Below are 12,077 nucleotides of genomic sequence, written 5' to 3'. Positions count from 1 at the left end.
TTGTCGTCCCCGCCTAGTGCGCCTTCGGCGCACGCGGGGCGGGGACCCATAGCCTCGGGAAGCGAAGTTAGAACGCGGCTGCAACCACAGCGCCTCACTACAAACTCGGAGGTTATGGGTCCCCGCCCCGCGCACGCCTTCGGCGTGCTAGGCGGGGACGACGGTCGGAGTGTGTTGGCGCGATCACGCATCAATACGACTTCGGCAAACCGAGCGCCTTCTCGGCGATGAAGCTCAGGATCAGTTCGCGGCTGATTGGGGCGATGCGCGGGATCAGTGACTCCCGCAAATAGCGCTCGACGTGATATTCCTTGGCATAACCGAAACCGCCATGGGTCATCACCGCCTGCTCGCAGGCGTGATAGCCGGCTTCGCCCGCCAGATACTTCGCCGAATTCGCCGCGGGACCGCACGGCAGTCCCTGATCATATTGCCAGCCGGCGGACAGCGTCATCAGCCAGGCAGCCTCCAGCTCCATCCAGTTCTTCGCCAGCGGATGCTGGATCGCCTGGTTCTGGCCGATCGGGCGATTGAATACATTGCGGGCCTTGGCGTAGTCAGTCGCCTTCCTCAGTGCAGCCTTGCCGAGACCGACGGCTTCCGCCGCGATCAGGATGCGCTCCGGATTCATGCCGTGCAGGATGTACTCAAAACCACGGCCCTCCTCACCGATGCGATCCTCGACCGGAATTTCGAAATCGGCAATAAACAGCTCGTTGGAGTCCACGGCCTTGCGGCCGAGCTTCTCGATCTCGTGCACGGCGATCTTTGAACGGTCGAGATCCGTATAGAACAGACTGAGGCCGTGGGTCGGGCTCTTGACGTCTTCCAGCGGCGTGGTGCGCGCCAGCAACAGGATTTTTTCGGCGACCTGCGCGGTGGAAATCCAGACCTTCTGGCCGTTGACGACATACTTGTTGCCGTCGCGCATGGCGCGGGTCTTGAGCTGCGTGGTGTTGAGACCGGTGTTGGGCTCGGTGACGGCGAAGCAGGATTTCTCTTTGCCCGATACGATCGGCGGCAGCATGCGTTCGCACTGCTCGGGTGTGCCGAACACCACCACCGGGTTGAGCCCGAACACGTTCATATGCACCGCGGAGGCGCCGGACATGCCAGCGCCGGATTCCGAAATCGCCCGCATCATGATCGCGGCCTCGGTGATGCCGAGACCCGAGCCGCCATATTCCTCGGGAATACAGATGCCGAGCCAGCCTGCATCGGCCATCGCCTTGTGGAAGTCGATGGGGAAACCGCCCTCCTTGTCCTTCTTCAGCCAGTAAGCATCGTCGAAGCGCGCGCAGATCTTCTCGATAGCGTCGCGGATGGATTCCTGGTTGGCGTCGAGGGCGAAATCCATGCGTTACAGCTCCGACGTATCTGGGATAGCGGCCTGTCGGAGCACACCATCCTTGTGCATTTTCTCGATCTGCTCGGGAGTATAGCCGACCTCGGCCAGCACCTCGGCATTCTGCTCGCCAAGATGCGAGGCAAGGCGCGTCGGATTGACCGGGGTCTTCGACCAGGTCGCCGATACCTTCATGCTGCGGATCGCACCTTCGGTCGGATGCTCGACCTGCTGGAAGAAGTCGGTCGCCAGCATATGCGGGTCCTGCATCATGCTTTCCAGCGTGTGCATTGGGGTTGACGGCACGTCGGCGTCATCGAGCAGCTTCGCCCACTCAGCCGTCGTCCTGGTCTTGAAGATGCGCGACAGTTCGGCATTCACCGTGTCGATATGCTGGATGCGCTGCGGGAAGGTAGCGAAGCGCGGATCGTCGAACAGCTCCTCGCGGCCGACATGCTTGAGGAAGCTCTTCCACTGCTTGTCGTTATAGACCATCGCGCAGATATAGCCGTCCGAGGTCTGGTACGGCCGGCGATCCGGCGATAGGTGTCGGCCATAGCCGCCCTTGTCGAGCGGCGGATCGTAAGTCAGGCCGCCCATGTGGTCGCCCATCATGAAGCTCGCCATGGTCTCGAACATCGGGATATCGACGCGCTGGCCCTCGCCGGTCTTGTCGCGATGCACGACGCTGGCGAGAATGGCGCCAAGCGCAGTGAGACCGACGATACGGTCGACCAGCGCATTCGGCACATAGCGCGGCACACCATCGCTTGATATCCGCGCATTGAGCGCCGGGAGCGCGGTGGCACCCTGGATCAGGTCGTCATAAGCGGGTTTCGCAGCATAGGGGCCGGCCTGACTGAAGCCGAACACGCCGGCATAGATCAGCCGCGGATTGATCTTGGCCATGACCTCATAGCCGAGATTGAGCCGCGCCATTGCCGCCGGGCGAACATTATAGACCAGCACGTCGGCGGTCTCGACCAGCTTCAGGAGCGCCGCGCGGCCCTCTTCCTTCTTGAGGTCGATGCAGACGCAGCGCTTGCTGCGATTGGTATTCAGGAAAATCGGCCCCATGCCGGGATTGCGCATCGGCCCGATTGACCGAACCACGTCGCCATCGGGGGACTCCACCTTGACGACATCGGCGCCGTAGTCACCCAGCGTCTGGGTGCAATACGGCCCCATCATCACCGAGGTCATGTCGATGATCTTGATCCCGTGAAGTGGTCCCGTCAAAGTCGTTTGCTCCCGAAAGCGTATCGTCCAGCGCTGGATGCGCCCCTGTTGCCTTCGTCTTAGCGGGAGCGGCTTTGCGGACGCAAGGGCGCCAGACGCGGGGCCGTATGCGTGGGATGCCGGTACGCGTCAAAGTGGTAACGGCTAGCCGGCCCCCGCCGACGCCGAAGCGCGCATCATCTCCCGCAGCTCGGTCTTGAGCACCTTGCCATAATTGTTCTTCGGCAGCGCATCGAGATAGACGTAGCGCTTGGGGCGCTTGAACCGGGCGATATTGGCGAGGCAATGCGCGTCGAGCGCAGCATCGTCAGCCGACGCGCCGGGCTCCAGCACCACACAGGCGACCACGACCTCGCCCCAGTCCGGCTCGGGCACGCCAATCGCCGACACTTCCCGCACGGCGGGATGCGTCAGCAGCGCCTCTTCGACCTCGCGCGGATAGATATTGGTACCGCCGGAAATGATGACGTCCTTGGAGCGGTCGGACAGCGTAAGGAAACCATCCTCGTCCAGCCGGCCGACATCGCCGGTACGGAGCCAGCCGTCCTTCAATGTCTCGGCATTGGCCTTGTCGTTGTTCCAATAGCCGAGCATCACAGCCGGCCCCTTGGCCTCGACCTCGCCGGTCTCGCCTGTCGGCAAAGACTTGCCGTCGGCGCCGGTGATCCGCACCGACATCACGCTCTGCGCCGGGCCGACCGAAGCAAGGCGTTCGAGATAGCGCGGGTGTTCGGTATCGGCATGAAAGGCGCGCGGCAGCGAGGCGATCGTCATCGGCGATTCACCCTGGCCGTAGATCTGCACGAAGCGCTGCCCCATGGTCGCGATGGCGTCGCGGATGTCGGCCAGATACATCGGCCCGCCGCCATAGACGATGGTGCGCAGCCCCTCGCCGGTCTCGCCGCGCTTCTTCGCCGCATCGACGAGACGTCGCACCATGGTGGGCGCCGCGAACATCGCGACATCGCCAAGCGCGCGGCCGAGATCGAGTACTTCGTCCGGCTCGAAGCCCTGGCTCTCCGGCACGACGTGCCGCGCGGCCATACGGATATGGATGAAATTGTAGAGACCGGCACCATGCGAGATCGGCGCGGCATAGAGGATCGCGTCGTGCTGATGGACCTGATCGACATCGGCGAGATAGCACATGGACATGGCCACCAGATTGCCGTGGCTGAGCATCACGCCTTTGGGCCGGCCGGTGGTGCCCGAGGTGTAGAACAGCCAGGCGAGGTCATTGTCCTCGTGCGGCAACGGCACCAGTGACGTCGGCTCGCCATGCTGTAATTCGCGATAGGTCTCGCTGTCGATCGACAGCATCTGCATCCCGGTCGGCAGGTCTTCCTCGACCTGAACAAGCGCGCCACGGCTGTCGTCGTCGACAAAGGCCAGTCTCGCGCCAGCATTGTCGCAAATCCATGCGGCCTCGCGGCCATGCAGCTTGGCATTGATGGGGATCACGACGGCGCCGATCCACCACACCGCATACATGCATTCGAGATATTCGGTGCAGTTTGACGCGAACAGCGCGACGCGGTCGCCGGACTGAATGCCGTAATCGCGCACGAGGCCGGCACCGATGGCAGCGGCACGGCGCGCGAATGTGGCGTAGTCAGCCTGGACCGTCGTGCCGGTCAGCAGCGCCGGCGCCTGCGGATGCAGACGCGCCGACGATGCCAGCCATAATGCGACATTCATTGTACGATCTTCTTGGCGTCGCCCGCGCGTTACCTCGCGGGCTCGAGGATCGAGACGTAGTTCGCCACTGCGGCGCCACCCATATTGAAAATGCCGGCGAGCTTTGCATTTTTGATCTGCATGCCCTCGGGCGCCTGACCCAGCAATTGCATCGCGCTCAGCACATGCATTGACACACCGGTGGCGCCGATCGGATGGCCCTTGGCTTTCAGGCCGCCGGACGGATTGACCGGCAGCTTGCCGTCCTTCTGGGTCCAGCCTTCCTTGATGGCGCGCGCGCCCTGGCCGCGCGGCGTCAGGCCCATGGCTTCATATTCGATCAGTTCGGCGACCGTGAAGCAGTCATGGGTCTCGACGAAAGACAGATCGCCGATCTCGACGCCAGCAGATTTCAGCGCCTTCTGCCACGCCACGGTGCAGCCCTCGAATTGAAGGATGTCGCGCTTCGACATCGGCAGGAAATCCTGCGCATGGCCGGTGGCCTTGATGTTGACCGCCTTGCCCATGGTCTTCGCGGTCTCGGAATCCGTCAGCACCAGTGCCGCGGCGCCGTCGGACACCAGCGAGCAGTCGGTGCGCTTCAAGGGGCCCGCGACGAACGGGTTCTTGTCGCTCTCGGAGCGACAGAATTCGAAGCCGACATCCTTGCGCATCTGCGCATAGGGATTGTGGACGCCGTTGGCGTGGTTCTTGGCGGCAATCATGGCCAGCGCATCGGACTGGTCGCCATACTTCTGGAAGTATTTTTGCGCGATGCCGCCGAACACGCCGGCAAAGCCCGCAGGCGTCTCGCCGTCTTCCGGCAAGTAAGAAGCACGCAGCAGGTTCTTGCCGATTTCAGGTCCCGGCGTGCGGGTCATCTGTTCGACGCCGACGACGAGCACGATCTTGGCAGCGCCGGCGGCGATCGACTTGATGCCCTGATGCACGGCGGCGGAGCCGGTGGCGCAGGCATTCTCGACGCGGGTGGCGGGCTTGAAGCGCAGCGCGGGGTCGGCCTGCAGCACCAGCGACGCGGTAAAGTCCTGCGGCGAGAAGCCGGCGTTGAAATGGCCGAGCACGATTTCATCGACATCGGCTGCGGAGATGCCCGCATCGGCCATGGCTTCGGTCGCAACGCGGACCACCATGCTCTCGACGGTCTCGGCGTCGAATTTTCCGAACGGCATATGCGCCCAACCAACGATGCTGGCAGTCATGGTCGTCTCCCTGATCGATTTCAAATATTGCGTTCGTTATAGCCCGGCTTCACGGCGCTTGCAGGGTTTTCATGGTCCGCGCGCACATGGCCGTTATGCCTGCCCAATCGCCAGAACGTATCATGGACGACGGACAGATCCAGGAACCGCCGACCGCCAGAACCATCGGCTCGCTGAGCCAGCTCGCCGCATTGGCCTCGCCGATCCCGCCCGTAGGGCAAAATCTGACATCCGCAAACGGTCCCGCCCAGGCGCGCAGCATCGCGATGCCACCGGCCTGTTCTGCGGGGAAGAACTTCATGATGTCGAAGCCGCGCTCGCGCGCCTGCATCAGGTCCGAGGCCGTGGCGACGCCCGGCAGGAACGGCAGATCGCTGGAAGCTGCGATGTCCAGCAATTCGCGCGTCGCGCCGGGACTGACCGTGAAGCGCGCGCCGATGGCATAGGCCGTCTGGAAATCCCCGGGTGACAGCACCGTGCCGATGCCGACAATGGCCTCCGGCACTTCGGCGACGACGGCCTTCGCCGCCTCCACCGCGGCATCGGTGCGCAAGGTGATCTCCAGCGTGCGAACGCCGCCGGCGACCAATGCGCGCGCCAGCGGCACGGCGTCGGATACGCGCTCGATCGTGAGCACGGGAACAACGAACGCTGCCTTCAGCAGCTTTCGCAGATGATCCTGACGCTGACCGGCATCGACAGGCTTGTTCATGCGGATGGCTCTCTCATGAGGGTGTATCGAACGCGATCATATCAGGCATCGCCTCGCGCGGGATGATCGCACCGGGATGGCAGACGACAGTGCCGGCGAGATAGTGACCTGCCTTTGCGGCGGCGACAGGCTGAGCGCCGCTCAAACGTGCGTGCAGATAGGCAGCGGCGAAACTGTCGCCGGCCGCCGTGGTATCGACCACCGCGCCACTGACCGACTCGGCCTCGACGCGCTGCGACTGGCCGTGAAGCCGTATGATGCTCGCGGGGGTATCGAGTTTGAGCACCACTTCATCTGCGTCGATACGCAGGAGCAGCATTTCCTCGGCTTCGCCAGGATAGAGCGGCAACAAGTCCTCGACCGAGGCCAGCACGATGTCCGACACCGCGAAGGCGCTCTGAAACGCGTTGCGTGCGATATCGAGATCGGGCCAGCCGCGGGCGCGGAAATTGGTATCGAAGGCGACGCGGACGCCTGCGCCGCGCGCTCGTTGAAGCGCCGCAATCAGGCGGTCACGGCCCGCCACGTCGAACAGCGACAGCGTGATGGCCGAGAGATAGATCAGATCACAATCGGCGAGCGCCGCCAGCAGCGCATCGGTCTCGGGTAGGCTCATCAAGCCTCGCACAGCCGAGGCATCGCGCCAGTGATGGAAGCGGCGCTCGCCCGCCTCATTGGTCTCGATCATATACAAACCGGGCAGCTTGCCCCTGAGGCGCATCACACGCTCGGTGCCAACGCCCTCGGCCTGCCAGCCGGCAATCATCTCGTCGCTGAGCGGATCGTCACCGAGCGCGGTGACGTAATCGACCTCCGCACCAAGCCGGGCAAGGTAGACCGCAGTGTTCAGCGTGTCGCCGCCAAAGGACCGCGTCAGGCGCCTATCGGGCATCTGACGCAGCTCGATCATGCATTCGCCGATGCTGGCGATCCGCATGGTGGCCTCAATCGACGAACTTGCCGCCGAGTTCATCCTCGATATGGATGCGGATGATGTCGTCGAAGGTTTTCTCGGCGGTGGTGAAGCCGAGCTTCAGCGCGCGTGCGGTGTCGAAATCGCGCGGCCAGCCTGACACGATGCCGGTGATGACCGGATCGGTCTCCCGCTTGATACGAGCGACGACGTTCTTGCCGGCAACGCGCTCCAGTGCGGCGATCTGCTCGCCAACGGTGACGGACATGCCGGGCATGCTCAGATTACGCCGCGGGCCCATCGCCTGAAGATCCATGGTGCCGGCGTGAACGAGGAAGCCCACGGCAGAGCGCGGCGATGCGTGCCAGTGGCGGACGTCCTCGGAGACCGGCAGGATGGCTTCCTTGCCGGCCAGCGGTTCGCGGATGATGTTGGAGAAGAAACCTGAGGCGGCCTTGTTCGGCGCGCCCGGACGGACGCAGATGGTCGGCAGGCGGATGCCGATGCCGTCCAGGAAGCCCTTGCGGGTGTAGTCGGCGATCAGCATTTCGCAAATCGACTTCTGCGTCCCATAGGACGTCAGCGGCGTGTGAATGAACTCGTCGCCGATCTTGTCGGGGAACGGCGCGCCGAACACGGCGATGGACGAGGTGAAGACCAGCCGCGGCTTGTAGCCGCCGCCGATGGCCCGGATAGCGTCGATCAGGTAGCGGGTGCCATCGAGATTGATGCGATAGCCCTTGTCGAAATCGGCCTCCGCCTCCCCCGACACGATGGCGGCGAGATGGAAGATCACCTCCGGTTTGTGGGCGACCAGCGGCGCAGCCGTCTTTGGATCGGCGAAGTCGGAGGTCACCAGCTCGATCGGGATCGACGCGCCCGCAGGCTTTGCCGGCGCCACCACGTCCTGCAGGGTCATGCGGGTGATATCGCGATTGCCGAGACGGCCGTCGCGAACCAGTTTCTCTGTGAGCTTGCGGCCAACCATGCCGGCGGCGCCGAGGATGAGGATGTGCAAGGGAGGTTTCCTTTTCTTGATTTTGGTTCTTGGCTGTCATTCCGGGGCGCGCGTCGCACTTGCGACGTGCGAACCCGGAATCCCGATATGAGATTCACTATGACTAGGTTCCGGGTTCGCGATCGCCAAGCGGCGCTCGCGCCCCGGAACGACGGAGTTAGGTCACTCCTTCACCGCGCCTGTCATCGCCGACACATAGTGCTCGACGAAGAAAGCATACAGGATCACCAGCGGCAGCGAGCCGACCAGCGCGCCGGCCATCAGCGAGCCCCATTTATAGATGTCACCGTCGACGAATTCGTTGACGATGGCCACCGGCACGGTCTTGTTCTGCGTCGATTGCAGGAAGGTCAGCGCATAGATGAATTCGTTCCAGCACAAAGTGAACGAGAAGATGAAGGCCGAGATCAGGCCGGGCACCGCGAGCGGGATGATGATCTTGACCAGGATCTGCCAGCGCGAGGCGCCGTCGATCAGGGCGCATTCCTCGAGCTCGAACGGGATGGTCTTGAAATAGCCCATCAGCAGCCAGGTCGAGAACGGGATCAGTAGCGTCGGATAAACCAGGATCAGCGATAGCGGCGAGTCGAACAGACCGTAGGCCTGAATGACTGTCGCCAGCGGAATGAACAGGATCGACGGCGGCACGAGGTACGCCATGAAGATCAGCGCGCCGACCGTCTGCGCCCCACGAAACCGCAGGCGCACGATGGCATAGGCCGCGAGCACGCTGGCGATGATCGACAGCAGCGTCGACGCCGCGGCTACGTACATCGTGTTCCAAAGCCACTGCGGATAGTTGGTTTCGAACAGCAGCTTCTGAATGTGCTTGAAGGTCGGCTTGACCACCCAGAACGGATTGAACCGCTCCATGTCGATCAGCTGCTCGTCAGGTTTGATGGAGGTGAGAGCCATCCAGTAGAACGGGAAAAGCAGGATCACCACGATGATGAACAGCGGAATGTAGAGCGTGACGATGCGGCGGGGCACCGACTCCAGATAGGCCATGCCCTCGCTGTGATCGTCCTTCGCCTCGGTTGGGAGAACGGCCGCGACGCGCGCGGCATCTGCTATGGTCTCAGTCATTGTCAGTACCTTGCTGCCACTTACGGCGTTGCATGCCGAACCAGGAGATGGCGATGGCTGCCAGAAGGAACGGGATCATGGCGGTGGCAATTGCTGCGCCCTCGCCGAGCCGGCCCGAGAGAATGCCGCGCTGATAGCTCAGCGTCGCCATCAGATGCGTCGCATTCACCGGACCGCCGCGGGTCAGCGCCCAGATCAGCTGGAAGTCGGTAAACGTAAACAGCACCGAGAAGGTCATGACGACTGCGATGATCGGCGTCAGCAACGGATAGGTGATGAAGCGGAAGCGCTGCCAAGAGGTCGCGCCGTCCAGCGTCGCCGCTTCATAGAGCGACGGTGACACCGTCTGCAGGCCGGCCAGCAGCGTGATCGCCACGAACGGCACGCCGCGCCAGATATTGGCGAAGATCACGCTGGCGCGCGCCCAGTTGCTGTCGCCGAGGAAGTTGATGTTGTGACTGATGAGGCCCATTTTGATCAGTGACCACGAGATGATCGAGAACTGCGAGTCGTAGATCCACCAGAACGCGATCGCCGACAATACCGTGGGCACAATGAAGGGGATCAGCACAGCGGCGCGGATCAGTGCCTTGAACGGCATGTGCCGGTTCAGCAGCAGCGCGAGATAGAGACCGACGGCGAATTTGATGGCCGAGGCGACGATCGTATAGAGCAGCGTGTTGAACACCGAGAGCCAGAAGATGGAGTCGTCGCGCAGCCACTCGTAGTTCTCGAGACCGACGAAGACGCCGCCACGACCGATGCGGTCGTCGGTGAAGCTCATCCAGACGCCGAGAAACAACGGATAGGCGAGAAACAAGATCAGGAACGCGGCTGCAGGCAGCATGAACCACATGGCGAGCCAGTTGCGGTTGATCCACAGCCGGTCCCAGGCCGAGGATCTGGGGATCACTTTCCCTGCCTCCGGCATCGATGTCTGGATCGTGGTCATTGCAAGATAGCTCCAGTCGGATGTCGGCTTCGTTCTGATGTCGTGCAGTCAGTCATGCGTCATGATCCGGTTACGGCAGGATCGCTTCGCCCTCGATCTCGACACGTGCGTGCGGATCGATCAGGGCGGAGACCTGAACCAGCGTCATCGCTGGAAAATGCTTGCCGAGCGTAGCGCCCCAGGCCTCGCCGATGGCGGCGCCGGACGTCTTGAATGCATTGATGTCGGTGACATAGGCGCGCAGCATCACGATTTGTTTGGGTTCGCCGCCCGCCGCCTTCAGCACGGTGACGAGATTCTCCATTGCGTAGCGCCACTGCGTCCCGAAGTCGGATTCCGCGGCGACCTCCCCCTGCCCGTTCTGCTTGCCGAGCTGACCGGAGATGCGGATGCTCCGCGTACCGCCGGCCACCACCGCATGCGCGAAACCGCGCGGCCGCGCCCAGCCTTCCGGGAGAACAGTCTTGTAGTCGATCTCTGGCATTCCCATTCCCATCGTTCAGGCAGCCTTTTGTGAAACGAAATTCACGGCTGCTCCGGAGAGTTGCCGGCGCGGGTCGCTCCGCGCCGACAAGGTCGTCCTCAGGCGCGGAAAATGCGCTTCGCCGCGCGCTCGGCAGACGACATCGCGGTCTTCACGTCCTCGCGGCCCGTGCAGTAATTGGCGTACATGTCGACGACCACGAAGTCGGCGATCGCCGCCGCCGCATTCTCGCTCATCTGCGCTTCGCCCGCCGGGGTCGATGCCGTCGAAGCCACGTCGCGATATGGCGTGTTCTTCGGATCGGCGGTCCAGATCGGGTTCTTCTCGAAAGCGAGCTGGAACGGCGACAGGTAACCCTGGGCTGACTCGACCCATGGATTGAACTGCTCCGGCTCCATCATGAAGGCGGTGAATGCCTTGCACGCCTGCGGGAACTTGGTGAAGGAGAAGATCAGGATCGGGAAGCCGAGATGAAGTTCACGCCGCTTGCCATCCAGACCGACGGGCAAATGTGCATGGTTCATGTCTTCGGCAATCGCCGGGGCTTCCTTCTTCGCGGTCACATAGACCGAGATGCCGTTGGTGGTCAGATGCAATTGGCCGGCGAGGAATGCCTTGTTGTTCGACGAGTCGTTCCAGGATGCGGTGCCGGGAATGAAGTTGTCGTAGAGCGACTTGACGTATTCCAGTGACTTCGCGGTCTCCGGCGAGTTGATGACAACCTTGTTGTCCTTGTCGATCAGCTTGCCGCCATGGGCCCACAGCGCCCAGTGCACCCAGCCATTGGCATCGCCCGATGCGTGGCCCAGCGCCATGCCGCCCGGGGTGCCGTTCTTGTTCATGCCCTTGAACAGATCCTGGAAGCCGCCGAGATCGTTCGGGAACGTCTTGTGCCCGGCCTTTTCCGCAGCAGCGACACGGTAGTTCACGAGGCCACCGGTCGCAGCGACCGGAACGCCGATCCACTTGCCGTTATACATGCCGTATTGCTTGCCGGACTCAGCCCAACCCCCGTTCTTCTTGCCGAGATAGTCGGCGACGTCGGAGACGTCCATGCACTTGGTCGGGAACAGAAACGGCAGGGAGTACAGCCCCCAGACCATGTCGAGGCCCTGTCCGGTATTCGCCGCGACCGAAGCCTTCGGCTGAATGTCGTCATAGGATTCGTTGGAGACGGAGATGGTGACGCCGGTCGCCTTCTGGAAGGCGTCGACGATCTTCATGAAGGCCACGTCTTCGGCTTCGACGAAGCGTTTCCAGCGCAGCAGGTTGATCTTGGCGCCGGCTTCCGGCTTCCACTGTGAGGCCTGCGCCCAGGCTTTTGCGTAGCCCAGCAATTGATCCGCGGACATGGTCGCCGCAGCAGCAAGCGTGATCGCGCCGCCCTTGAGCAGAGATCGGCGATCCGGTGTAAATCCAGTCATCTTTCGT

The 12,077-nt window shown here is 62.8% G+C and carries 11 protein-coding genes; all 11 read right to left on the bottom strand.

Annotation, left to right across the window (positions count from 1 at the left end; translation table 11 throughout):
• Positions 1-190 precede the first annotated feature (190 nt).
• On the bottom strand, positions 191-1,357 hold the full coding sequence (locus A4A58_RS06485) for an acyl-CoA dehydrogenase family protein (protein ID WP_068730639.1): 1,167 nt from the start codon (positions 1,355-1,357) through the stop codon (positions 191-193).
• Between the two features lie 3 nt (positions 1,358-1,360).
• Positions 1,361-2,584 (bottom strand): CaiB/BaiF CoA transferase family protein, encoded by a 1,224-nt coding sequence (locus A4A58_RS06480; protein WP_081421756.1) that lies wholly within the window; start codon positions 2,582-2,584, stop codon positions 1,361-1,363.
• 144 nt (positions 2,585-2,728) lie between these two features.
• Positions 2,729-4,282, bottom strand: coding sequence for a class I adenylate-forming enzyme family protein (locus A4A58_RS06475; RefSeq protein WP_068730637.1), 1,554 nt, complete (start codon positions 4,280-4,282; stop codon positions 2,729-2,731).
• A gap of 29 nt (positions 4,283-4,311) precedes the next feature.
• Positions 4,312-5,481 carry an acetyl-CoA acetyltransferase gene (locus tag A4A58_RS06470; protein WP_068730636.1) on the bottom strand — a complete coding sequence of 390 codons (1,170 nt, stop codon included), beginning with the start codon at positions 5,479-5,481 and terminating at the stop codon, positions 4,312-4,314.
• A 49-nt stretch (positions 5,482-5,530) separates the two neighbouring features.
• Positions 5,531-6,193, bottom strand: coding sequence for a bifunctional 4-hydroxy-2-oxoglutarate aldolase/2-dehydro-3-deoxy-phosphogluconate aldolase (gene eda / locus A4A58_RS06465; RefSeq protein ID WP_068730635.1), 663 nt, complete (start codon positions 6,191-6,193; stop codon positions 5,531-5,533).
• A gap of 13 nt (positions 6,194-6,206) precedes the next feature.
• Complete coding sequence (locus tag A4A58_RS06460; protein WP_068730736.1) at positions 6,207-7,130, bottom strand: sugar kinase; 924 nt, start codon at positions 7,128-7,130, stop codon at positions 6,207-6,209.
• A 7-nt stretch (positions 7,131-7,137) separates the two neighbouring features.
• Positions 7,138-8,124, bottom strand: coding sequence for a D-erythronate dehydrogenase (gene denD / locus A4A58_RS06455; protein ID WP_068730634.1), 987 nt, complete (start codon positions 8,122-8,124; stop codon positions 7,138-7,140).
• 162 nt (positions 8,125-8,286) lie between these two features.
• Positions 8,287-9,210, bottom strand: coding sequence for a carbohydrate ABC transporter permease (locus A4A58_RS06450; protein WP_068730633.1), 924 nt, complete (start codon positions 9,208-9,210; stop codon positions 8,287-8,289).
• Positions 9,203-10,162, bottom strand: coding sequence for a carbohydrate ABC transporter permease (locus A4A58_RS06445; RefSeq protein ID WP_068730632.1), 960 nt, complete (start codon positions 10,160-10,162; stop codon positions 9,203-9,205). The genes A4A58_RS06450 and A4A58_RS06445 overlap by 8 nt, the downstream gene beginning before the upstream one ends.
• Before the next feature lie 70 nt (positions 10,163-10,232).
• Positions 10,233-10,646, bottom strand: coding sequence for a RidA family protein (locus A4A58_RS06440; protein ID WP_158005659.1), 414 nt, complete (start codon positions 10,644-10,646; stop codon positions 10,233-10,235).
• Between the two features lie 98 nt (positions 10,647-10,744).
• Positions 10,745-12,070, bottom strand: a complete 1,326-nt coding sequence (locus A4A58_RS06435) for an ABC transporter substrate-binding protein (RefSeq protein WP_068730630.1) — start codon at positions 12,068-12,070, stop codon at positions 10,745-10,747.
• Positions 12,071-12,077 lie beyond the last annotated feature (7 nt).

Source organism: Tardiphaga robiniae (genome assembly GCF_001618955.1).
GTDB classification, from domain to species: Bacteria; Pseudomonadota; Alphaproteobacteria; order Rhizobiales; family Xanthobacteraceae; genus Tardiphaga; species Tardiphaga robiniae_A.
Note: the sequence above shows the minus strand (reverse complement) of the source record. Positions and strands in the feature narration are given on the sequence as shown.